The 22188-nt window shown below is 71.4% G+C and carries 20 protein-coding genes; 12 read left to right on the forward strand and 8 right to left on the reverse strand.

Features of this window, described 5'->3' with window-relative positions; genetic code table 11:
• Positions 1-26 precede the first annotated feature (26 nt).
• The 6 genes from ACWD3H_RS29190 to ACWD3H_RS29215 are packed head-to-tail and all read left to right on the forward strand — an operon-like array spanning position 27 to position 7338.
• Positions 27-1706: a peptide ABC transporter substrate-binding protein gene (locus tag ACWD3H_RS29190; RefSeq protein ID WP_451957261.1), complete on the forward strand. Its 1680-nt coding sequence runs from the start codon at positions 27-29 to the stop codon at positions 1704-1706.
• 6 nt (positions 1707-1712) lie between these two features.
• Positions 1713-2678: an ABC transporter permease gene (locus ACWD3H_RS29195; RefSeq protein ID WP_350923094.1), complete on the forward strand. Its 966-nt coding sequence runs from the start codon at positions 1713-1715 to the stop codon at positions 2676-2678.
• Positions 2675-3559 carry an ABC transporter permease gene (locus ACWD3H_RS29200; protein ID WP_451957262.1) on the forward strand — a complete coding sequence of 295 codons (885 nt, stop codon included), beginning with the start codon at positions 2675-2677 and terminating at the stop codon, positions 3557-3559. The genes ACWD3H_RS29195 and ACWD3H_RS29200 overlap by 4 nt, the downstream gene beginning before the upstream one ends.
• Positions 3556-4527 carry an ABC transporter ATP-binding protein gene (locus tag ACWD3H_RS29205; protein ID WP_030916010.1) on the forward strand — a complete coding sequence of 324 codons (972 nt, stop codon included), beginning with the start codon at positions 3556-3558 and terminating at the stop codon, positions 4525-4527. Before ACWD3H_RS29200 ends, ACWD3H_RS29205 begins: the two co-directional genes overlap by 4 nt.
• A complete protein-coding gene (locus tag ACWD3H_RS29210; RefSeq protein WP_355548127.1) occupies positions 4524-5492 on the forward strand; it encodes an ABC transporter ATP-binding protein in 969 nt (322 codons plus the stop codon). The genes ACWD3H_RS29205 and ACWD3H_RS29210 overlap by 4 nt, the downstream gene beginning before the upstream one ends.
• Positions 5482-7338, forward strand: coding sequence for a S9 family peptidase (locus ACWD3H_RS29215; protein ID WP_451957263.1), 1857 nt, complete (start codon positions 5482-5484; stop codon positions 7336-7338). Before ACWD3H_RS29210 ends, ACWD3H_RS29215 begins: the two co-directional genes overlap by 11 nt.
• Here the strand turns inward: ACWD3H_RS29215 and ACWD3H_RS29220 are convergent.
• From ACWD3H_RS29220 to ACWD3H_RS29235, 4 genes are all read right to left on the reverse strand, one after another.
• Positions 7315-8202, reverse strand: a complete 888-nt coding sequence (locus ACWD3H_RS29220; protein WP_451957264.1) for an alpha/beta fold hydrolase — start codon at positions 8200-8202, stop codon at positions 7315-7317. The two genes, ACWD3H_RS29215 and ACWD3H_RS29220, sit on opposite strands and share 24 nt — an antisense overlap.
• 7 nt (positions 8203-8209) lie before the next feature.
• A complete protein-coding gene (locus ACWD3H_RS29225; RefSeq protein ID WP_451957265.1) occupies positions 8210-9238 on the reverse strand; it encodes a tartrate dehydrogenase in 1029 nt (342 codons plus the stop codon).
• A 70-nt stretch (positions 9239-9308) separates the two neighbouring features.
• Positions 9309-10184, reverse strand: a complete 876-nt coding sequence (locus ACWD3H_RS29230; protein ID WP_451957266.1) for a LysR family transcriptional regulator — start codon at positions 10182-10184, stop codon at positions 9309-9311.
• Positions 10185-10347: 163 nt separating this feature from the next.
• Positions 10348-11496, reverse strand: a complete 1149-nt coding sequence (locus ACWD3H_RS29235) for an ROK family transcriptional regulator (protein WP_355548142.1) — start codon at positions 11494-11496, stop codon at positions 10348-10350.
• Between the two features lie 78 nt (positions 11497-11574).
• On the opposite strand from ACWD3H_RS29235, the gene xylA reads away from it, so the two are divergent.
• The 6 genes from xylA (at position 11575) to ACWD3H_RS29265 (ending at position 18166) form a co-directional block, all read left to right on the forward strand.
• On the forward strand, positions 11575-12726 hold the full coding sequence (gene xylA / locus ACWD3H_RS29240; RefSeq protein ID WP_350923075.1) for a xylose isomerase: 1152 nt from the start codon (positions 11575-11577) through the stop codon (positions 12724-12726).
• Complete coding sequence (xylB, locus tag ACWD3H_RS29245) at positions 12723-14093, forward strand: xylulokinase (RefSeq protein WP_355548147.1); 1371 nt, start codon at positions 12723-12725, stop codon at positions 14091-14093. The genes xylA and xylB overlap by 4 nt, the downstream gene beginning before the upstream one ends.
• A 189-nt stretch (positions 14094-14282) precedes the next feature.
• Positions 14283-14948 carry a DUF998 domain-containing protein gene (locus tag ACWD3H_RS29250; protein WP_451957267.1) on the forward strand — a complete coding sequence of 222 codons (666 nt, stop codon included), beginning with the start codon at positions 14283-14285 and terminating at the stop codon, positions 14946-14948.
• Positions 14949-15089: 141 nt separating this feature from the next.
• On the forward strand, positions 15090-17294 hold the full coding sequence (locus ACWD3H_RS29255; protein WP_451957268.1) for a sensor histidine kinase: 2205 nt from the start codon (positions 15090-15092) through the stop codon (positions 17292-17294).
• Positions 17295-17408: 114 nt separating this feature from the next.
• The gene (locus tag ACWD3H_RS29260) at positions 17409-17798 is read left to right on the forward strand and encodes a roadblock/LC7 domain-containing protein (RefSeq protein ID WP_343961557.1); all 390 of its coding nucleotides are present in this window, start codon (positions 17409-17411) and stop codon (positions 17796-17798) included.
• On the forward strand, positions 17795-18166 hold the full coding sequence (locus ACWD3H_RS29265; protein WP_355548157.1) for a DUF742 domain-containing protein: 372 nt from the start codon (positions 17795-17797) through the stop codon (positions 18164-18166). Before ACWD3H_RS29260 ends, ACWD3H_RS29265 begins: the two co-directional genes overlap by 4 nt.
• A gap of 72 nt (positions 18167-18238) precedes the next feature.
• Here the strand turns inward: ACWD3H_RS29265 and ACWD3H_RS29270 are convergent, their stop codons facing one another.
• The 4 genes from ACWD3H_RS29270 to ACWD3H_RS29285 form a co-directional block, all read right to left on the reverse strand.
• Complete coding sequence (locus tag ACWD3H_RS29270) at positions 18239-18814, reverse strand: GTP-binding protein (protein ID WP_343961561.1); 576 nt, start codon at positions 18812-18814, stop codon at positions 18239-18241.
• Positions 18795-19142, reverse strand: a complete 348-nt coding sequence (locus ACWD3H_RS29275; protein ID WP_355548161.1) for a DUF742 domain-containing protein — start codon at positions 19140-19142, stop codon at positions 18795-18797. Before ACWD3H_RS29275 ends, ACWD3H_RS29270 begins: the two co-directional genes overlap by 20 nt.
• A 67-nt stretch (positions 19143-19209) precedes the next feature.
• A complete protein-coding gene (locus ACWD3H_RS29280; protein WP_355548164.1) occupies positions 19210-19617 on the reverse strand; it encodes a roadblock/LC7 domain-containing protein in 408 nt (135 codons plus the stop codon).
• Positions 19614-22073 carry a nitrate- and nitrite sensing domain-containing protein gene (locus ACWD3H_RS29285; protein WP_451957269.1) on the reverse strand — a complete coding sequence of 820 codons (2460 nt, stop codon included), beginning with the start codon at positions 22071-22073 and terminating at the stop codon, positions 19614-19616. The genes ACWD3H_RS29280 and ACWD3H_RS29285 overlap by 4 nt, the downstream gene beginning before the upstream one ends.
• Positions 22074-22188: the final 115 nt, after the last annotated feature.

Below are 22188 nucleotides of genomic sequence, written 5' to 3' on the forward strand. Positions count from 1 at the left end.
CTCATCACCTTCAGAAAGGCCAGAGCATGAGCACACGGATCAGACTCGGGGTCATCGGGCTCACTGCCCTCGCACTCCTCGCGGCCGCGTGCACGAGCGGGGGTGCCGGCCGGACGTCGAGTGCGGCCCCGAGCGCGGCCGCTCCGGTGCGCCAGGGCGGGAGCATCGTGATCGGCGCGGAGCAGGAGCCCGACTGCGCCGACTGGATCGCCAGCTGCGCCGCCTCGATCTGGGGCACGTACATCATGGACGTCCCGACCGTTCCCCGCGTGTTCGAGCCCAAGAAGGTCAGCGGCACGTGGGCGCCGGTGGCCACCAACCTGATGGCGTCGGAGCCCGAGGTCGCCGCGGGCCCGCCGCAGAAGGTCACCTACCGGATCAACCCCGCCGCGGTCTGGTCGGACGGCAAGCCGATCACCTCGGCCGACTTCCGCTACACGGCCCTGGCCATCCGTGACGGCAAGGACGTGCTGAACAGGACCGGATACAGCCACATCACCAAGATCGACACGCCCGACGAGAAGACCGCCGTCGTCACCTTCGACGCGCCGTACGCCAACTGGAAGGGCCTGTTCAGCGACGGCGGCGGCGTGCTGCCCAGCCACCTGCTCGACGGCAAGGACCGCAGCGCACTGATGAAGGACGGCTACACCTGGAGCGGCGGCCCCTGGAAGATCGAATCCTGGACGAAGGGGGTCTCGGTCGTCCTGGTGCCGAACCCGAGCTATTGGGGGGACAAGCCCAAACTGGACAAGGTCACCTTCCAGTTCACGGCCGACACCGCGGCGGCGTTCCAGGCGTTCAAGACCGGCCAGCTCGACGCGCTTTACCCCACGCCGCAGCTCGACTCCATCGACCAGATCATGAGCGGGCTGCCCAACGCGAGCTCGCTCGTCGACCCCGAGTCCGGCAACCTCGAGGCCGTCTGGTTCAACAATGCCAAGCCGCCCTTCGACTCCGCGACGTTCCGCAAGGCCGTGTCACACGGGCTGGACCGCAAGGCCATCGTCACCCGCCTGTATGGCGCGCTCGGCGTCACGCGGCCGGCGCAGAGCGCGCACACCCCGCTCGTCGGCAGGTACGGCGGCACCGACTTCGAGCAGTACACCCTCGACCTGGCCAAGGTCGACTCCCTGATGCAGGCTGACGGCTGGGCCAAGGGAGCCGACGGCATCTGGGCGAAGGCGGGCACCAGGGCGAGCTTCACCGTCAGCACGATGACCGGCAACAAGCGGCGGGAGCTGACCGAGCAGATCCTCCAGGAGCAACTGCGCGTCGCCGGCTTCGAGGTCACCGTCGACAACACCTCGGCCACCGACCTGTTCGCGGCCAAGCTGCCCAAGGGCGACTTCCAGATGGGCCTGTGGACCCTCGTCGACACCTTCCCGCAACCCGCGCTCGACGCCTCCTTCTCCTCGGGCGCGATCCCCACCGAGGACAACGGCTTCTCCGGCCTCAACCTGTCGCGCATCGACCTGCCCGGCCTCGACAAGGTGCTCGACACGGCCGCCTCGACGCTCGACGAGAACGAGCGGATCGAGCTGTCGCGCCAGGCCGACAAGCTCCTCGCCGACTCGGCCGCCCTGTTGCCGCTCGACGTGATCCCCAACGTCCTGTTGTGGAACAACAAGATCGGCGGGCCGCTGGCCATCGACCCGGCCCGCGGCCCGTTCTGGAACCTGGCCCAGTGGGGACTGGTGGGCTGAGAACCGATGTTCGCCTACGTTGGACGGCGACTGCTCTACTCGGTCCCCGTCGTACTCATCGCCTCGTTCCTGCTGTTCTGGGCGGTCAGGACCACCTTCGACCCGCTCGCGAAGCTGCGCGGCGGGCAGGACCAGGGCGCGATCGCCCGCATGACCGAGGTCCTCGGGCTCGACCGGTCGATCCCCGAGCAGTACTGGCGGTGGCTGACCCAGTTCGTCACCGGCGACTGGGGAGTCAGCTCGCGGACGGCCGGCTCGGTCCACGGGCTGATCCTGCCCGCGCTCGGCACCACGCTGCAGCTGATCGTCTGGGGCGTGCTGGCCGCCGCGCTGATCGCGCTCGCCGTCGGCGTCTACTCGGCGGTGCGGCAGTACTCGGCGGGTGACCTGGCCTTCACCGGCCTCTCCTACCTCGGCGTGGCGATGCCGCCGTTCTGGCTCGGGCTGATCCTGATCCAGATCCTCGCCGCCTGGCCGCAGGAGATCCTCGGCCTGGCCGACCCGCCGCTCTACTTCGTCGGGTTGCACTCGGCGCAGGGCGGTGGCCCGCTCGACTACCTGCGCCATCTGGTGCTGCCCGTACTGACGCTGACCGTCGGCCTGGTGGCGAGCTGGAGCAGGTTCACCCGCGCGACCATGCTGGACGCGCTCTCCAGCGAGTACGTGCGCACCGCGCGGGCCAAGGGGGTGCCCAGAGGCCGCATCGTGGTGCGGCACGCCCTGCGCACCTCGCTCGGCCCGTTCGTCAGCATCACCGCCGTGGACGCGGGCCTGCTGTTCGGCGGGCTGGTCGTCACCGAGCAGATCTTCGCCATCCAGGGCATGGGCCGGCTGTTCCTCGACTCCCTGCTCGCCGGCGACGTGTTCGTGCTGGTGCCGTGGACGCTGGTGATCGCGGTGGTCGTGATCGTGTTCAACCTGCTCGCCGACATCGCCTACGCCGTACTCGATCCGAGAGTGAGGCTCCGATGACCATGCTCACCGCCCCGGCGGCGCCCGCGCAGGAACGGACCCAGTGGCAGCTGGCCCGCAGGCGGTTCCTGCGCCACCGGCTCGCGGTCGCCGGGCTCGGCGTGCTCGCCGTGCTGCTGATCGGCTGCTTCGGCGCCGACGTGATCGCCCCGTACGAGCGGGGCGTGCAGGACCTGGCGCTCGGGCCGACCCCGCCGTCGGCCGCACACTGGTTCGGCACCGACGAACTGGGCCGCGACTACCTCACCGAGCTGCTGTACGCAGGGCGGATCTCGCTGGCGATCGGTCTGTCCGTCGCCGTGCTCGCCACCGCGATGGGCACCGCTCTGGGAGCGGCCGCCGGATTCTTCGGCGGCTGGGTGGACGAGATCATCATGCGGATCACCGACCTGTTCATCGTCCTGCCCGCGATCGTGGTGCTGGCCGTCGTGCTGCAGGGGGCCGGCCGGTCTCCCACGGTGATCGTCCCGGTGCTGGCGGCCATCGGCTGGACCACGGTGGCCAGGGTGGTCCGCGGCCAGGTGCTCTCGCTCCGGGAGAAGGAGTACGTGTCGGCGGCCACGGTGCTCGGCGTGACCAGGCGGCGCATCATCGTGCGCCACATCCTGCCCAACCTCACCGGCGTGATCGCCGTGAGCACGTCGCTCGGCGCCGCCAGCGCGGTGATCGTCGAGTCCACGCTCTCCTTCCTCGGGTACGGCGTGCAGCCACCCGAGTCGAGCTGGGGCAACCTGTTGAGCCAGGCGGCCGGGCTGATCGGCACGGGCAAGGTCTACCTGCTGTACTTCCCCGGCCTGTTCATCCTGCTCACCGCGCTGGCCATCAACTTCCTCGGCGACGGGCTGCGCGACGCCTTCGACCCGAAAGGAGGCCGCCCGTGAGCGCGCTGCTGGAGGTCGACGACCTCACGGTCGAACTGCCCACCGACGACGGCCAGGTCACGGCGGTCACCGGGCTGTCGTTCTCCGTCGCGCCCGGCGAGACGCTCGGCATCGTGGGGGAGTCGGGCTCGGGCAAGAGCATCACCTCGATGGCCGTGCTGGGCATCCTGCCGGGCCGGGCCCGCGTGACAGGGTCGATCAGGTTCCGTGGCGAGGAACTGCTGGGCCGATCGGAGGCCGAGCTGCGCACGCTGCGGGGCAGCCGCATCGCGATGGTCTTCCAGGACGCGCTCACCGCGCTCACCCCCGTGCACACCGTCGGAGCGCAGATCGCCGAGGCCATCAGCGTGCACGACCCGTCGCGCTCGCGCCGCGAGCTGCGCGGGCGCGTCGCCGAGCTGCTCGACCTGGTCGGTATACCCTCGCCGGCCAAGCGCGCCGAGCAGTACCCGCACGAGCTCTCCGGCGGCATGCGCCAGCGCGTCATGATCGCGATGAGCATCGCCAACGAGCCCGACCTGCTCATCGCCGACGAGCCGACGACCGCGCTCGACGTGACCGTGCAGGCGCAGATCCTCGACGTCATCAGAGGGATCCAGGAGCGCACGGCGACCGCGCTCATGCTGATCACCCACGACCTCGGCGTGGTGGCCGGCGTCGCCGACCGCGTGCTCGTGATGTACGCGGGAGCCAAGGTCGAGGAGGCCGCCGTCGAGCCGATCTTCTACGAGCCCGCCCACCCGTACACCCGAGGGTTGCTGGCCTCGCTGCCGCGGCTCGACGCGCGCCACGGCGAGCGGCTCTACCAGATCCCCGGCCAGCCCTCGCGGGCTCCCGGGTGCGCGTTCCACCCGCGCTGCGAGCACGCGAGGGCGGGCCTGTGCGACACGACCGTCCCCGCGCCGGTCCCCATCGGCGCCGGGCACACGGCGTCGTGCCTGCGGGTAGAGGAGGTTCGCTCGATATGACGGCGCTGGAGGTCGTGGACCTCGTCAAGACCTACCCGGTACGCAGCGGGGTGTTCCGCCGCCGCGTCGGCAGCGTCCAGGCCGTGTCCGGGGTGAACCTGCGCGTGGAGCGCGGCACCACGCTCGGGCTCGTGGGCGAGAGCGGCTGCGGGAAGTCGACGCTGGCCGCGTGCCTGGTGCGCCTCGTGGAGCCCACGGCCGGCCGGGTGCTGCTCGACGGCGCCGACTTCACCGCGCTGCCCGCCGCCGAGCTGCGACACGCGCGCAGCCGGATCCAGATGGTCTTCCAGGATCCGTACGCCTCGCTCAACCCCCGCATGACCGTGCGCGCCATCCTCACCGAGGCCCTTGACACCCACGGGCGCGACCCGGCGCGCGTGCCCGAGCTGCTGGAGCTCGTCGGGCTCGACCCCGGGCACGCCGGCCGCTTCCCGCACGAGTTCTCGGGCGGCCAGCGCCAGCGTGTCGGCATCGCCCGCGCGCTCGCCGTCGAACCCGATGTGATCGTGCTGGACGAGCCGGTCAGCGCGCTGGACGTGAGCATTCAGGCGGGCGTGATCAACCTGCTGGAGGACCTGCAGGACCGGCTCGGCCTCACCTACGTGCTGATCGCCCACGACCTGTCCGTGGTACGGCACGCCAGCGACCAGGTGGCCGTCATGTACCTCGGCCGGATCGTCGAACAGGGGCCGCCGGACGAGCTCTACCAGCGCCCCCTCCACCCCTACACCCAGGCGCTGCTGTCGGCCGTGCCGATCCCCGACCCACGGGCCGAGCGCGCCCGCCGCCGGATCATCCTGACCGGCGACGTCCCGAGCCCGACGGATCCGCCGTCGGGCTGCCGGTTCCGGACCCTCTGCCCGAAGGCCAGCCAGATCTGCGCCGCCGAGGTCCCTCCGCTCGTCACGGACGAGCGCGGGCACGGCGTCGCCTGTCACAAACCGGAGTTGATCGATGTCCTCTGAAGTCCGCACCTGGCGCTCGCGTTTCTCCGTACCCGTGCTGGAGTCCGCGCGTCCCTGCCCCGGTGCCCTCGACCTGGAAATGATCTTCGCGGCCGGCGTGGAAGACGCCGAGGTGTCGATCTGGGATCCGGCCACCGGCGCGACCACGCCGCTGCCCGAGTTGCCGCCGCACGTGGCCGACCCCGTACCGGCCGCCGACGGCCGCTCGGTGCTGGTGCTGCACGACGAGGACGGCGGCGAGGTCGGCCACCTGTGGTCGTATCCGGTCGGCGGCGGCCGGCCCGTCGATCTCACCCCTGACCTTCCTCCCTACACGCTGCGCGGCCTCGACGTGGCGCGCGACGGCTCGGCCGTGGTCATCGCGACGGTCACGGACACCGGGTTCACGCTCTACCACCTGGCAGGCGGCGCAGTCAGCCGCCTGTTCCGCAGCAGGAACGAGGCGTGGAACAGCCTGGTCACCGCCGACGGCACGCTGGCGAGCATCGACACCACCGACCACAACCCCGGTGTCCGCCGCTTCGCCGTCACCGTGCTCGACACCTTGGACGGTGCGGTGCTCGCCTCGCTCTCGGACGGCCCGCTCGGGCCGGTGCGCGGGGTCAGGTTCTCGCCGGTCGTGGGGGACCCGCGGCTGCTGGTGAGCACCGAGCGCACCGGATACGCCCGGCCCAGCGTGTGGAACCCGCTCACCGGCGAGCGCATCGACGTCGACGCGCCGGAGCTCGCCGGCGAGCTCGTCCCGCTCGACTGGTCGGACGACGCCGCCAGGCTGCTGCTCGTCCACGTCGACCAGGGCATCCACCGGGTGTACGAGTACGACATCCCGGCCGGTGAGCTGCTTCGCGTCCCGCACCCCGACGGGGCCTACTTCTTCCCCGAGGTGGCGTGCGCGGTGCGCAACGCATGGGCCTCCCATTACGGCCCCGGCGGCCAGATCAGGCTGCTGCGGCAGCGTGCCGACCTGCCGCTCCAGGTGCTCGCGCTCGACCGGGGCGACGGTGAGCCGCGCACCCTCCTCGCCTCCGAGCCCGTGGTGCCCGGGATCCCGCTGCGTTCGGTGCCTGTCACCTCGAAGGACGGCACCGTACTGCAGCTGTGGGTCGCGGCCCCGCGCGAGGCGAGCGGCCCCGTGCCGCTCGTGCTGAACGTGCACGGCGGGCCGAACCTCGCCGAGGTCGGCGGATACGATCCCGTCGCGCAGGCGTGGCTGGAGGAGGGCTTCGCCTACGCCTCGCTGAACTACCGCGGCTCCGTCACGTTCGGCCGGGAGTTCCGCGAGGGGTTCTGGGGCGCCGTCGGCGACCGCGAGCTGGAGGACATCGAGGCGGCCTGGCGATGGCTCGTCGATGAGGGCGTCGCCGACCCTTCGGCCGTCTTCATCACCGGCGCCTCGTTCGGCGGCTACCTGACGCTGCTCTCGCTGGGCCGGCTACCCGAGCTGTTCGCCGGCGGCTTCGCCTTCATCGCACTGGCCGACTGGAAGATCGCCTACGAGGACATGCACCCCGCGCTGCAGGCGGCCTGGAGAGGCTTCATCGGCGGCACCCCGGAGACCGCCGGCGAGCGGTTCAGGCTGAGCTCGCCGATGACCTACGTCGAGCACGTGCGGGCGCCCGTGCTGATCAACCAGGGCCGCTACGACACCCGTACGCCCGCGCGGCAGGCCGAGGAGTACACGCGGCGGCTGCGTGAGGCCGGAGGCGACGTGGTGCTCCGGTTCTTCGAAGGCGGCCACGGACCCGTCGGCAACGACGGCGTGGTCGGCAAGATCGAGCTCGAGCTGGAACTGGCACGTAAGGCGCTGCGTGGCGAGCGCTGGTCACCTGGGCAGGAAGCGCGCTAGCTCCCTGACGACCTCGGCCGGCGCCTCCTCGGGCAGGTAGTGATCGCTTGGCAGCGCCGTGCCGGAGACGTCGTCGGCGTACTCGCGCCAGACCGCGAGCACGTCGTAGGTGCGTCCGACGAAACTGTGCGCGCCCCACAGCGCCAGCACGGGGCAGCGCACCTTACGGCCCGCCGCCGCGTCGGCCTCGTCGTGCTCGAGGTCGACGCCCGCGGCCGCCCGGTAGTCGGCGCACGACGCGGCGATCGCGGCGGGGTCGGAGAAGCAGCGCACGTACTCGCGCACCGCGGCCTCGTCGTACGTGGCGCCGCCCGCGTGCCTGGCGGCCATCCGGCTGCGAATCCAGAACTCGGGGTCGTTGCCGATCAGCCTCTCCGGGATGCCGTTGCCGGCGGCCAGGAAGAACCAGTGGTAGTACCCCAGGCCGAACGCCGCGTCGGCGTGGGCGAACGTGTGCCTGGTCGGCACGATGTCCAGGACGGCCAGCGCCTCGACGGCCTCGGGATGGTCGAGCGCCATCCGGTGGCCCACCCGCGCGCCCCTGTCGTGGCCGGCGACGGCGAAGCGGTCGAAACCCAGCGCCCGCATCACCGTGAGCTGGTCCGCGGCCATCGCCCGCTTGGAGTACAGGTCGTCGGTGACCGGCGCGGGCTTGGCGCTGTCGCCGTACCCGCGCAGATCCGTCAGCACGACCGTGTGGCGGGAAGCCAGCGCGGGCGCGACGTCATGCCAGATCAGGTGCGTCTGCGGGTAGCCGTGCAGCAGGAGCACAGGTGGCCCCTCACCGCCGACGACCGTGTGGACGGCGACGCCGCCGGCGTCCACCGTGCGCGGCTGGAACGGGCTGGGCAGCGGAACGCTCATGACTCCCTCAGAGTGCTTCGAGGATCGCGTGGGTCAGGTCCACGGTGGTGGCCGTGCCGCCGAGGTCGGGGGTGCGCACGGAGGTCGTGGCGAACACGTGACCGATCGCCTCCAGGATGGCGGCCGCGGCCTCCGGGTGGCCCAGGTGGTCGAGCATCATCGCGGCCGTCCAGATCGCGCCGACCGGGTTGGCGATGCCGCGGCCCGCGATGTCGGGCGCCGACCCGTGGACCGGCTCGAACATCGACGGGTGGGCCCGCGTCGGGTCGATGTTCGCGGCGGGCGCCAGGCCGATGCTGCCGGCGACCGCGGCGGCGAGATCGGAAAGGATGTCCCCGAACAGGTTCGAGGCGACGATCACGTCGAACCGCGCCGGGTCGAGCACCAGCTTGGCGCACAGCGCGTCGATGTGCTCCGACTGCACGGTGACACCGGAGTGCTGAGCCGCCCGCTCGGCGACGATCTCATCCCAGAACGGCATCGTGTGGATGATCCCGTTCGACTTCGTCGCCGAGGTCAGCCGCCCGGTGCGCCGCTCGGCCAGGTCCAGGGCGTAGTCGACGATGCGGGTGACTCCGCTTCTGGTGAAGACCGCCTCCTGCACCGCCATCTCCGCCGGCGTCCCCTGGTACAGGCGGCCGCCGATCTCGCTGTACTCGCCCTCGACGTTCTCGCGCACCACCACGAGATCGATCCCCCGCTGCCCGCCGAGTACCTTGATCGGCCGCAGGTTCACGTACTGCTGGAAGCCTCGGCGGATCGGGATCAGCAGCCCCCACAGCGACACGTGATCGGGCACGCCCGGCGCGCCCACCGCGCCCAGGAAGATCGCGTCGTGGTGGCGCACCCGGTCGAGGCCGTCCGCGGGCATCATCGCGCCCTCGGCCAGATAGCGGGCGCACGACCAGTCGAACTCGTCGTAGGTGAGGTCGATGGCGTGCTTGCGGCCCACGGCGTCGAGTACGGCGCGGGCGGCGCCGCACACCTCGGTGCCGATCCCGTCCCCGGGGATCACGGCGATGCGATGCGATTTCATGCCCTCGATTCCAGCAGCCGGGCCCGGGTGCGGTCCAAGATCGGCTGCCTACCCCACCGATCGGCGCCGCCTATCGATGCGTGGCCATGCGCAGGAACGTGCGTGCCGCCGGGCCGAGCCCGCCCGCGTGGCCGGCGTAGGCGATGTCCAGATGGACGGGCGGATCGAGGTCGGCCACGACCGCGCCCGACCGCTCGGCCAGCTCCCGCCACGAGTCGGCCAGCACGGCGACGCCGCTCCCGCCGAGCACCAGCGGCAGGATCGCCTCGCGGTGTTCTGTCTCGACCGCGATCGTCAGCCGCACCCCCGAGCGGATCAGGTCGTCGACCACCGCGCGCATCCCGGTGCCCGTCTGGCCGGCGATCACCCGCAGGCCGGACAGCTCGCCCGGACTCACCCGGGCGCCGGCGGAGAACGGCCCGCCGGCCGACGAGACCACCACGAACCGCTGCCGCCCGACCGGATGCAGACCCACGCCGGGCCGCTGCGGGAGCCGTATCGCCGCCAGCAGGCCCAGTTCGGTCCGGCCGGTGCGGACGGCCTCCACCACCTGCTCCGCGGTCGCCGCGGCGCGGACCACCACCCGCACCCCCGGATACTCCGCCGTGAAACGGGAGATCACCCCCGCGAGCGGGTCGATCGCCTGCGACGGCATCGTCGTGATCTCCAACCGTCCCGTCCGCAGGCCCCGCACCGCCTCGACGGACCCGACGGCGAGGCCCCGCGCGTGGATGACCGCCCGCGCCGGTTCCACCAGCGCCCGCCCCGCCTCCGTCAGCACCACACCGCGGCCGACCCGATGGAACAGCGCCTCGCCCAGCTCGCGCTCGAGCTGCTTGATCGACTGCGACAACGACGGCTGCGCGACATAGAGCACCTCCGCCGCACGATGGAAACCGCCGTGGTCGACGACCGCGAGAAACCGCTCCAACTGCCGGAAGTCCACCGCATGATCATCCCTCTCCCGGCGATCCGGGTCCAGGAACCACGGGGAGCAGACCCCGCGCCGCCCCTTCGGCGGTCCAGGCCACGGCCTGGCCGCTGAGGCCGCGCCGGGGACTGGACCGAGGAGCGAAGGAGCCGGGTCTCAGCGGCCGACCCGCGACGCGTCAGCGTCGCAACAGGATCGCGATCGGATTCGCGATGATCCGGTGGATGATCTGTCCGGCGGCTCCCAGGGGGGCGGCGTCGCTGCCGAGCCGGGAGACGGTCAGTTCGGGGACGGTATGCCGCATCCCGGTCAGCCGGGCGGTCATCGCCCGGTGGACCGGGTCGCGGATCCACGGGAAGAGCGGGGCGAAGACGCCGCCCAGCACGATCATGCCGGGGTCCATCAGATGGATCGCCGAGGTGAGGGCGACGCCGAGCGCCTGCCCGGCGCGCTCGCAGGCTTCCAGCGCGCCGGGCTCGCCCGCGCGCAGGCTCTCCAGCAGTTCGGGGATGCCGGGCAGGCCGCAGGCCCGGAGCAGGGCCTCCTGCCCGGCGTACTGCTCCAGGCAGCCCCGGCCGCCGCAGCGGCAGGCCGGACCGTCCGGATGGACGACCACGTGCCCCAGCTCCCCGGCGAGACCGCGGGCGCCGCGGAACAGGGTGCCACCCACCACCAGGCCCGCGCCGATGCCGATCTCCCCCGACACGTGCAGGAAGTCGCCGGGGGCCGACCCGAACCAGAGCTCGCCCAGGGCCGCGAGGTTGGCCTCGTTGTCCACCTCGACGGGGAAGTCCAGCAGGTCGGAGACGCGGACGTGGTGCCAGCCGAGGTTGGGGGCGGTGTGCACGAGCCCCCCGTCCACGGGGCCGGGCACCGCGAGGGTCGATCCGGCGATGGCCAGGCCCTCCCGGCGGGCTTCGTCCACAGCCCTGTGGGCAAGTTCTGCCAGGTGGGAAAGGGTTTCCACAGGGGAGGTCGCACGGTTGTCCACAGCCTGTGAATATCGGAGCCGCACCGCGAGGGTGAGGTCGACCACGCAGGCGGACAGGTAGTCGACGTTGATCTCCAGGCCGAGCGCGGCGACCCGCCGCCCGCTGAGCATCACCGCCGTGCCCGGCCGGCCCCGCTCGCCGTCTCGCAGCGCGCCGGACTCGGCGACCATGCCCGCCTCGATCAGGTCGCCGACCATCTTCGACACCGTCGTCTTCGTCAGCCCGGTGATCTCGGCCAGCGCCGCCCGGGTGGCCGGGCCGTTCCTGCGGATCTCGCCGAGGACCACGCCGAGGTTGCGGGCGCGCATCGAGTCGTGGCGTACGGCCTGTGTCATGGAACATCCACCCCTTGACGATCCCACCACCCCGATCCATATTAAGTCCATAAAATGGATTAAATCGGAGGAACGTAGATGAGCGCCTACACCCCCAAGCCCGAAGATCGCTTCACCTTCGGGCTCTGGACCGTCGGCTGGCAGGCCCGCGACCCCTTCGGTGACGCGTCGCGGGCCCCGCTGGACCCGGTGGAGAGCGTTCACCGGCTCGCGGAGCTCGGCGCGTACGGCGTCACCTTCCACGACGACGACCTGCTCGCCGTCGAGCCCGACCGGGACAGGGCCATCGCGAACTTCAAGAAGGCGCTGGCCGAGACCGGGCTCAAGGTCCCGATGGCCACCACCAACCTGTTCACCCACCCGGTTTTCAAGGACGGCGCGTTCACCAGCAACGACCGCGAGGTCCGCCGCCACGCGCTGCGCAAGGTCATCCGCAACATCGACCTGGCCGCCGAACTCGGTGCGACCACCTACGTCTGCTGGGGCGGGCGCGAGGGCTCCGAGTCCGGGGCCGCCAAGGACATCAGGGCCGCGCTCAGCCGCTACAAGGAGGGCATGGACCTGCTCACCTCGTACGTGATCGAGAAGGGCTACGACATCAGGTTCGCCATCGAGCCCAAGCCGAACGAGCCGCGCGGCGACATCCTGCTCCCGACCGTCGGCCACGCGCTCGCGTTCATCAACGAGCTCGAACACCCCGACCGCGTCGGCCTCAACCCCGAGGTGGGCCACGAGGAGATGGCCGGGCTCAACTTCGCGCACGGCATCGCGCAGGCGCTCTGGCACGGCAAGCTCTTCCACATCGACCTGAACGGCCAGCACGGCCCCCGCTACGACCAGGACCTGATCTTCGGCCACGGCGATGTGAAGAACGCCTTCTTCCTGGTCGACCTGCTGGAGAACGGCGGCTACGAGGGCCCCAGGCACTTCGACTACAAGCCGCTGCGCACCGAGGACTCCGAGGACGTCTGGGTCTCCGCCGCGGCCAACATGCGCACGTACCTGATCCTGAAGGAGAAGGTGAGGGCCTTCCGCGCGGACCCCGAGGTCGTCGAGGCGCTCGCCGCGAGCAAGGTCGCCGAGCTCTCCGAGCCCACGCTGGCACCGGGCGAGACGATCGCGGACCTGAGTCGCGACTCCTTCGACCTCGAAGCGGTGGCCGCGCGCGGCTTCCACTTCACCCGCCTCAACCAGCTCGCCATGGAGCACCTCCTCGGGGTCCGCGGATGACGCTCGTGGCCGGGGTCGACTCGTCGACCCAGAGCTGCAAGGTGGTGATCAGGGACGCCCGCACGGGCGCCCTGGTCCGCCAGGGCCGCGCGACCCACCCGGAGGGCACCGAGGTCGATCCCGGGGCCTGGTGGGAGGCGCTGCGGGAGGCGCTCACCCGGGCGGGCGGGCTGGACGGCGTCGAGGCGATGAGCGTCGGCGCGCAGCAGCACGGCATGGTCTGCCTGGACGCCTCAGGCGACGTGGTCAGGAAGGCGCTGCTCTGGAACGACACCCGCTCCGCCGGGGCGGCGGCCGACCTGGTGAGGGAACTGGGCGGTCCTGAGCGCTGGGCCGAGGCGGTCGGCAGCGTGCCGGTGGCGTCGTTCACGGTGACCAAGCTCCGCTGGCTGGCCGAGCACGAGCCCGACTCCGCCCGTCGTACGGCGAGGGTGTGCCTGCCGCACGACTGGCTCACCTGGCGGCTGGGCGGGGAGTTCGTCACGGACAGGGGCGACGCGTCGGGCACCGGGTACTGGTCGCCCGCGACCGGGGCCTACCGGACCGACCTCCTGCGGACGGCCTTCGGTGCCCTTCCCGAACTCCCCGAGGTGCTGGGGCCCCGTGACGGCGCGGGAGAGGTCAAGGCGGTTGGAAACGGGACGGTGCGGCTCGCGCCGGGGACGGGTGACAACATGGCGGCGGCCCTCGGGGTCGGCGCCCTGCCGGGGGACGTGGTGGTGTCGATCGGGACGTCGGGGACGGCCTTCGCGGTCGCCGACAGCCCGAGCGCCGACCCGAGCGGCGCCGTGGCCGGGTTCGCGGACGCCACCGGGCGGTTCCTGCCGCTGGTGGCCACGCTCAACGCGGCCAGGGTGCTGGACGCCACCGCGCGGATGCTCGGGGTCGGTCTCGACGAGCTCGACCGGCTGGCCCTGGCGGCGCCCTCGGGGGCCGGCGGCCTCGTCCACGTCCCGTATCTGGAGGGCGAGCGCACCCCGAACCTGCCCTCGGCCACGGGATCGCTGCACGGGCTGACGCTGGGCACCTCCACCCCGGCCCACCTGGCCAGGGCGGCGGTGGAAGGGCTGCTCTGCCACCTCGCCGACGCCTTCGACGCCCTCGGGCTCGACCCGGCCAGGGTGCTGCTCATCGGAGGCGGCGCCAGGTCCGAGGCCGTACGGCGGATCGCCCCCGCGGTCTTCGGGCGGCCCGTGGTCGTTCCCGAGCCGGGGGAGTACGTCGCGGACGGGGCGGCCAGGCAGGCCGCCTGGCTGCTCGGCGGCGACGAGCCTCCGGCCTGGGAGGCGGGCGGGTCCGAGCGCTACGAGGCCGACCCCGCGCCCGAGGTCAGGGCCCGCTACGCCGAGGTCCGCGGGCTCCGCTGAGACGCCGGACGGATCGGGCAGCCTGTACACGGCCCCGGCCGGGGCCGTGTACAGGGGCGTCGAGGGGACCGTCGAGGGGTCCAAGGCGGGTGAAGCCGCTCTCCGGCCGGTCGTCTCAGGGGCGGCTCAGGGTTGGATCAGGGATGCCGCCGGATGCCCGAAACGCCCTGCGGCGAGCAGGATTGATCCATGCTCGCCTCGAAAAGGCTCTACCCCCTGATCGCGTGCGCCGGAATCGCGGCGGCCGCGGTGGCCGCCCTGGCCGCCGTCGTGGGGCAGCCCGACCCGGTTCCGTACCCGGACTCGCTCGACCTGACGATCAGCGAGTACGCCGCGCTGGACCGCAGCGGAGTCACCGGGTTCGTCATGGCGTCGCTGGGGATCGCCTCTCTCGCGCTGGTCGCCGGGCTGCGCGCGACCGGGGCGCCGGTGGGTGTCCTGGCCGAGCGGCTGATGCGGGTGTGGGGTGCCGGGCTCATCCTCCTCGCGGTGCTGCCCCCGGCCCTTCCCAGCACGGGCACGGGCACCGACCTGATCGGCCAGGCGTACCGCTACCTGTCGATCGCCGTGTTCGTGGCGATGCCGGTGGCGGGCGGCCTGCTGGTGGCGCGGTTCAACGAGGACGAGCGGTGGCGGCCGGTGGCCAGGACCGTGGAGTGGCTGGCGCTGGCCGGAGGTTTCGGCCTGCTGGTGATCACCTACGTGGCGCTCCCCGGGCACGGGGTGCTCGCGGGCCTCGCCGAGTGGATTCTGCTCGGGACCGAGGTCGCGCTGGTCGGCGTGCTGGCCGCCCGGCTCGCGCGGCTGACCTGGGCACGGAGCGCCACTCAGGCATCACGCGCCGCTCTGGGCTGACTTGTCACTTCCCATGACTATTTCATGACATGTCACAAATAGGCTACAAATAGCAGGAGCCGCCAGTGCTATTCTCGTCGGCGATCTAGAGATCGTCCGGGGGCTCCCCCTGGCGTTCCGTGAGCGAGCCGTTGAGGTGACATGGCATCGAGCAAGTCCATCCGGTTCAAGGTCTCGGTGCTGCTGGCCATTCCTCTCACCTCGCTGGTGGCGGTGTGGGGCTTCGCCTCGGTCGTCACGGTCGGCGACTCGATGAGCCTGCGCTCCATCGGCACGCTGTACGAATCCGTCGGCAAACCCTCAGGTGACCTGAACAGCGCGGTCCAACGCGAGCACATCCTGTCGGCCGAGTACCTGGCCACCCGCTCCGACTCCGACCACAAGACCCTCGCGGGACAGCGGGTGGTCACCGACCAGGCCCGGACCCGTCTCCGCCAGGAGATGGACAGGGACGAGGTGCGGGCGGTGATGCCCGACGAGATGAGGACACGCCACGCCGAGCTGATAAGGCAGGTGGAGGGGCTCGACGCGATCCGCGCCAGGGTCGACGCGGGGCGGATCGACTCGGTGGGGCTCTCCGCGGAGTTCGCCCGGCTGCCGGACGTGCTGAACCGGCTCTTCAACACCCTGAGTCTCACCAACGACCTCCCGCTCTACCGCCAGTTGCGCAGCGTCACGACGGTCAACCAGAGCATGAACCTGCTCAGCCGCGAGCGGGCACTCGCCACGGGCCCGCTGGCGCTGCGGAGCCCGATGACGGAGAACGAGGCGCGGGTGTTCGCCCGGATCGCCGCCAACCGGGCCTTCCTCATGGAACAGGCGCTCCCCGAGCTGGAGCCCTCGCTGGGCGCCCCCTTCACGGAGCTGATCGCCTCCTCGACATACGCCAGGTTCGTCGCCCTGGAGTCTCGCCTGCTGGCCGGCGCCGGTGTCTCGGCCACCGACTGGCGCGCCGTGGGCGACGCGCTGGACGCCGTCTACCAGCGGTCGATGACGGAGGTCGGTCCCATGCTCGTCAAGCGGGCCGAGCCGGTGACCGTGGGCGTCTACATCCGCGCCGGTGTCGTCGGCGTGCTCGGCCTCGTCGCGGTCGTCGCGTCGCTGCTCGTCTCGTACCGGATCGGCAGCGGGATCACCAGGGAACTCGCCGCCGTACGGCGGGCCGCCACCGACCTCGCGGAGGTGCGGCTGCCACGGGTGATGGAGAAGCTGCGCCGCGGCGAGAAGGTGGACGTGACGGCCGAGGCACCCGCGCTGGAACCGCTGGGCAGCACCGCCGAGATCCACGATGTCGCCGCCGCCTTCGACAGCGTCCGGCGCAGCGCCGTGGACGCCGCCGTGGAGCAGGCCAGGCTGCGCGAGGGCGCCGCCCACTCCTTCCGCAACCTCGCCCGCCGGAGCCAGTCGCTGCTGCAGCGCCAGCTCAAGCTGCTCGACGGCATGCAGAAGCGGGCGGAGAACCCCGAGGCGCTGGAGAACCTCTTCAGGCTCGACCACCTCACCACCCGCATGCGCCGCCACGCCGAGGGCCTGGTGATCCTGTCCGGTGGGGCGGCGGGCCGCAAGTGGCGCTCGGCGGTGCCGATGGAGGACGTGCTGCGCGGGGCCGCCGCCCAGGTCGAGGACTACGCCCGGGTGCGGATCCTCCCGACGGGCGGCACCACCCTGGTCGGCAACGCCGTCGCGGACATGATGCACCTGTTCGCCGAGCTCCTGGAGAACGCCACGGTCTTCTCCCCGCCCGGCAGCCAGGTCTCGGTCCGCGGCGAGCTCGTGGGCCGTGGCTTCGCCGTCGAGATCGAGGACAGGGGACTCGGGCTGACCGCGGAGAAGCGTGCCGCGGTCAACGAGCGCCTGGCCAGCCCGCCGGAGTTCGACCCGGGCGACACCGACCGGCTGGGCTTCGCCGTGGTCGGGTTGCTGGCCGCCAGGTACGGGGTCGAGGTCGTGCTGCACTCCTCGCCGTACGGCGGGACCGGGGTGGTCGTCCTCATCCCCGAGGAACTGCTCGGGGAGCCGGAGCCCGTCGAGCAGTCGACGGAGCCGCCGGTGCTCACCGTCATCAGCGTGCGGCCCGAGCCCGGGGGACAGCCGGAACGGGCCGCCGGTGAGCCGGCGGTGCCGATTCCCACGGACCTGTGGAGGCCGCTGCGGCGCGGCGGCGGCGGGCTGCCACGCCGGGTACGGCAGGCGAACATGCCGCCGACGCAGGCCAGGGAGCCACGTCCGCCCGATGCCGAGATCGAGGAGCGGTCACCGGAGGAGGCGAGGGCGCTGATGAGCGCCCTGCAGTCCGGCTGGCAGCGCGGCCGGGCCGACGACGAGGACGGCGGTGCCGAGCGTTGAGCCGGGGCCGTGAGAGCGGGAGCGCGAACGGAGGCGGGTCCATGAGACCGGCTTCGTCGCGCCGGTGGGGGATGAAGATCAAAAGGATCATCAGAGGGGAAGGGGTTTAACCACGTGCCGGGTGAGCTTTATTGGCTTCTGGATGATTTCGTCACGAGTGTGGCGGACGTTTCGCACGCACTGATCCTGTCCAACGACGGGTTGATGATGGCCTCGTCCAGAGGGCTGACCAAGGAGGACGCCGACCATCTGTCGGCGGTGGCGTCCGGCTTCCAGAGCCTTGCGAAGGGCACCAGCCTGCAGTTCGGCGGCGGAGCCGTGCGCCAGACGATGGTGGAGATGGACTCCGCGTTCCTCTTCGTCACCTCCGCCGGTCAGGGGAGCTGCCTGTCGGTCATGACCACCGGCGCCGCCGACGTGGGCCTGATCGCCTACGAGATGGCCCGCCTGGTCACCCGGGTCGGACAGCACCTGGCCACCGGGCCCCGGATGGCCGGCCAATGAGCGACGACGTCGAGTGGGTAGACGAGGAGGCCGGTCCCGTCGTCCGCCCCTACGCGGTGACCGGGGGGCGCACCAGGGCGTCCTGCTCCTCGTTCGACCTGCTCTCGATGGCGGTGGCGACAGGGACACCGGTCTCCCCGGGAGCGTGTCTGGGCTCCGAACACCGGCGGCTGCTCAACCTGGTCAGGCGGGCACGCCCGATCGTGGAGATCGCGTCGGATGCCGGGTTGCCGGTCGGCGTGATCAAAGTCCTCCTGGGCGACCTGCTCGACCAGGGCCTGATCCTGGTGAGATCGCCGCTTCCCGCCGCCTCCGTGCCGCCGGAGAGCCTGCTGAGGGAGTTGATCAGCGGCCTGCGGGCACTGTGACCTCCCGGCGGGGCGCCTGAGTTCGTGTCCGGTCTCCGGCAGCGAGGGCCGGGGAACACCCCGGCCCGCTGCTCAGCTCTGGCTGGCCGTCAGCACCTTCAACGAGTGCTCCACGAGGGTCACGAGCACCGTCTTCGCCGAGACACGGCGCCGCACGTCGCAGAGGAGCACCGGCACGTCCACATCGAGGTCCAGGGCGACGCGGACGTCTTCCGCCTCGTGCCGGTCGGCGCCGTCGAAGCAGTTGACGGCCACGATGAACGGCGTGCCGCGCTGCTCGAAGTAGTCGATCGAGGGGAAGCAGTCGGTCAGCCGCCGGGTGTCGGCCAGTACCACGGCGCCCAGCGCGCCGTAGGACAGCTCGTCCCACATGAACCAGAACCGCTCCTGGCCCGGGGTGCCGAACAGGTAGACGACCAGGCCCTCCCTGATCGTGATGCGGCCGAAGTCCATCGCGACGGTGGTGGTGGTCTTGCCCTCCACACCGTCGACGTCGTCGATGCCGATACCGCGGTCGGAGAGCACCTCCTCGGTGCGGAGCGGCCGGATCTCGCTGATGGCGCCCACGAGCGTGGTCTTTCCCACCCCGAAGCCACCCGCGATGAGAATCTTGAGGGCGACGGGTTCGTCAGAGGGCCCGAAGTCCATTGATCACTTCCTTGAGAATGCGCTCGCTCGCGGAGGCGCGCCCGATCGAGATGAGCTTGTGGTCCTGCAGGTCGCCGAGAAGGACCCTGACCACGCCGAGTGGCAGGTTGAGGTCCGAGGCGACGTCGGCGACCGAGGTCGGGGTGGTGACCATGGCGAGAATGCGTTCCTGTTCCGGCCCGGGGACGAATCCCCCGGACGGGACGGCGCGGGTCGCGGTGACCATCGCGACCAGGTCCAGAGTGTCACCGGAGGAGCGGGTGCGACCCCTGATGAGCGCGTAGGGCCGGACGACCGGTCCGGCCTCCTCGTCCATCCAGCGTGTCATCCGGACCTCCGGCACCGGGTTCGGGGATCCGACGGTCCATGGACGGTGCCGCCGCCCGCTCCCCCGCTCACGAGAGGCCTTGGCGCGGACCGGTGGAGATATGCTGGCCCACCCGCTTGACCAGCATCGCCATCTCGTACGCGATGTGACCCACATCGGCGTCGGAACTGCTCAGCACGGCCAGGCAGGTGCCCTGTCCGGCGGCGGTGACGAACAGGAACGCCGACTCCATCTCCACGATGGTCTGGCGCACCTCACCGCCGCCGAAATGGCGTCCCGCGCCGCGTGCCAGGCTCTGGAATCCGGCTGCGACCGCGGACAGATGTTCGGCGTCCTCGCGGTTGAGCCCCTTCGAGAAGCCGACGGCCAGTCCGTCGGTGGAGAGGAGCACCGCCTGGCGCACCGCGCCCACCCTGGTGGTCAGGTCGTCGAGGAGCCAGTTCAGCTCGCCGGTGTTGGTCAATTTTCCGGTCATTTGTCCCCCTTGTCGCCTGTCGTGTGGTGTGCGAAGTCATCGTCCTGCTCCTCGCGTCCGCGCCGCGCACCCGCCTGGAAGGCGGAGAACAACGCGCGGACCTCGTCGGGCGAACGCTCCTCGCACGGTTCCGCCCTTGGCTCTGGCTGGGCGGGCTCCGTCGCCTCGGGCTCCTGGCGGAGTTGAGGCGCCAAGTTCGCCTGCCGGATCCGGCGGGGCAGGCCACCCGGCCCCATGGGGGGCTGTGGGGCCGTCTTACGTGTCGGAGCGTCATTGCCGGGCTCGGGCGTCCGCCGGGTCTCACGGGTCCCCTGCGGCGCCCCCTCGGGCGACGCGGTGAAGAGGGCATGGGCCCAGCCGGTCTCCTGGTCCGCGGTCCCGCCCGGACGTCCCTCCTGCCCGGCGGGCTGGGTACGGGCCGGTAGGTCGGTCACCACGCTGAGAGAGGGCGCGGCGGTGGACTGGGCAGGGGAGGCCGGCCTCGTCCTGCGGGGCAGGCCGTTGCCGTTGGCGGGGGGTGAGAACGTGTCGTGCGCGGGGGAGTCGAACAGCTCTCCCGGACGCTCGGCGGCGCGTTCGGTGGTGGAGGACGTCTGCTCCACGGTGAGGGCGAGCGGCGAGCCCTGCTGGGCCATCACGGTACGGGGGATGAGCACGATGGCCGTGGTGCCGCCGAACGGCGAGCCGCGCAGGATGACCTGGATGCCGTGCCGGGAGGCGAGCTGGCCCACCACGAACAGGCCCAGCCGGTCGCTGTCGGCCAGGTCGAACTCCGGCGGGTTGGCCAGCCGCTCGTTGATGGCCGCGTACTCCATCGGGCTCAGACCCAGGCCGCGGTCCTCGACCTCGACGGCGAACCCGTTGGCCACCACGTCGCCGCGCACGGTCACCATGGTCTGCGGCGGGGAGTAGATCGTGGCGTTCTCGATCAGCTCGGCCACCAGGTGGGTGATGTCGGCGACCGCGGCCCCGTCGAGCGAGATGTCGGCCACCGGCATCACGTTGACCCGGGTGTAGTCCTCGACCTCGGCGATCGCGGCTCGCAGGACGTCGACCACCGGCACCGGTTTGCGCCAGGACCGGCCGGGTGCCGCGCCGGACAGGATGATCAGGCCCTCGGCGTGCCGCCGCATACGGGTGGTCAGGTGATCCAGCCGGAACAGGTCCTCAAGGCTGTCGGGGTCGGTCGCCCGGTGCTGCATGCTGTCGAGCAGGGTGAGCTGGCGGTGGAGCAGGCTCTGCTTGCGCCGGGCCAGGTTCACGAAGACCTGGCTGACGCCACGCCTCAGGTTGGCCTGGCCGACGGCGGCCTCGACCGCGGTCCGCTGCACCGAGCCGAACGCGTGGGCCACGTCGTGCACCTCGGTCGAGCCGCCCGCCTGGATCGGCGGCGCCTCGGCCCGCACGTCGACCTCCTCGCCGCGCCGCAGGCGGTCCACGACGTGGGGGAGCCGCACGTCCGCCAGCTCCAGGGCGGCCGAACGGAGCCCGGCGAGCTCGGCGGCCAGGCGGCGGCCGAAGCGGACCGAGATGATGATCGACGCGACCACCGCGATCAGGCCGACGCCACCGGCGATCACGATTCGGAGCAGGATGCCGGTGGCCGCCGTCTGGGCCCGCTCCGCCAGCTTCTTGGAGGCGGCGAGGTTGACCTTGTCCAGCCAGGCCGACATCTCGTTCGCGGTCGCCTTCCACCTGGCCGCCTCGGGGGCCAGCCGGTTGCCGGTCGATCCGATGACGGCCTTCTCCAGGTCCGTGAACTTCTCGAAGGCCGCGGACTTGAAGGTGTCGCGGTAGGTCGCGCCCAGCTCGGGATCGAGCGAGGCCACGCCCTTGGTGTGCAGGAACTTCCGGGTGGTGACGTACTCGCCGAAGGCCTTGCGCTCCTCCTCCGACAGCCGGTAGTCGATCAGAGCCCCGCTGATCAGCGCGTTCTCCCTGGCGAACATCTCATAGGCGTTGCCCATGCCATGCATGGCCGTGGCCTGCTGGGCGATCGACAGATCGGGCACCGCGGTCATCTGGTCGTACACCAGGAAGACCGCGTCGAGGATCCGGTTGTAGCTCGACAGCACGCTCAGCCGTGCCTGCTGTCCGCTGTCGACGCCCGACCGGATGTTCGGAAGCCGGTCGAGCTGGCTGAGCAGCGCGCCCAGCGAGGTACGCAGTTCCGGGCTGCCGGAATCCTCGGAGGCGGTGGCCTTCCTGAACGCCTCGACCGCCCGGTCGGTCCGGGAGCGCTGCTCCCCCATCCCGCTCGTGAGGACCCGGGAACTGATCGCCACCGACGACTGCGTCCGCTCCGCCTGAAGCTGTAGTCCCAGATCAGTGGAGGTGACACCCACCGACTGGTAGATGCTGTTCGCGTTCAGCAGCGTGATCCCGTCACCGACGGTCAGGTTGAGCACGAAGCCCCACAGCGCGCTCAGCGACAGCAGCGGCAGGAGCAACAGCAAGAAAATCTTGAACCGAATCGAGCGGTTTCTAGAGCCCATGTCCACTCGTCCCAACCTCTGAGCGTGTGGAGGCTCGTGCCGGCTTAGGGGTGGATAGGCCTCCGGAAGATCGCAT

Source organism: Streptosporangium sp. NPDC002607 (assembly GCF_053592655.1).

Coding starts and splice junctions, on each gene's coding strand:
- ACWD3H_RS29190 (WP_451957261.1), top strand. CDS start 27: ATGAGCACACGGATCAGACTCGGGGTCATCGGGCTCACTGCCCTCGCA.
- ACWD3H_RS29195 (WP_350923094.1), top strand. CDS start 1,713: ATGTTCGCCTACGTTGGACGGCGACTGCTCTACTCGGTCCCCGTCGTA.
- ACWD3H_RS29200 (WP_451957262.1), top strand. CDS start 2,675: ATGACCATGCTCACCGCCCCGGCGGCGCCCGCGCAGGAACGGACCCAG.
- ACWD3H_RS29210 (WP_355548127.1), top strand. CDS start 4,524: ATGACGGCGCTGGAGGTCGTGGACCTCGTCAAGACCTACCCGGTACGC.
- ACWD3H_RS29215 (WP_451957263.1), top strand. CDS start 5,482: ATGTCCTCTGAAGTCCGCACCTGGCGCTCGCGTTTCTCCGTACCCGTG.
- ACWD3H_RS29220 (WP_451957264.1), bottom strand. CDS start 8,202: ATGAGCGTTCCGCTGCCCAGCCCGTTCCAGCCGCGCACGGTGGACGCC.
- ACWD3H_RS29225 (WP_451957265.1), bottom strand. CDS start 9,238: ATGAAATCGCATCGCATCGCCGTGATCCCCGGGGACGGGATCGGCACC.
- ACWD3H_RS29235 (WP_355548142.1), bottom strand. CDS start 11,496: ATGACACAGGCCGTACGCCACGACTCGATGCGCGCCCGCAACCTCGGC.
- xylA (WP_350923075.1), top strand. CDS start 11,575: ATGAGCGCCTACACCCCCAAGCCCGAAGATCGCTTCACCTTCGGGCTC.
- xylB (WP_355548147.1), top strand. CDS start 12,723: ATGACGCTCGTGGCCGGGGTCGACTCGTCGACCCAGAGCTGCAAGGTG.
- ACWD3H_RS29250 (WP_451957267.1), top strand. CDS start 14,283: ATGCTCGCCTCGAAAAGGCTCTACCCCCTGATCGCGTGCGCCGGAATC.
- ACWD3H_RS29255 (WP_451957268.1), top strand. CDS start 15,090: ATGGCATCGAGCAAGTCCATCCGGTTCAAGGTCTCGGTGCTGCTGGCC.
- ACWD3H_RS29265 (WP_355548157.1), top strand. CDS start 17,795: ATGAGCGACGACGTCGAGTGGGTAGACGAGGAGGCCGGTCCCGTCGTC.
- ACWD3H_RS29270 (WP_343961561.1), bottom strand. CDS start 18,814: ATGGACTTCGGGCCCTCTGACGAACCCGTCGCCCTCAAGATTCTCATC.
- ACWD3H_RS29275 (WP_355548161.1), bottom strand. CDS start 19,142: ATGACACGCTGGATGGACGAGGAGGCCGGACCGGTCGTCCGGCCCTAC.
- ACWD3H_RS29280 (WP_355548164.1), bottom strand. CDS start 19,617: ATGACCGGAAAATTGACCAACACCGGCGAGCTGAACTGGCTCCTCGAC.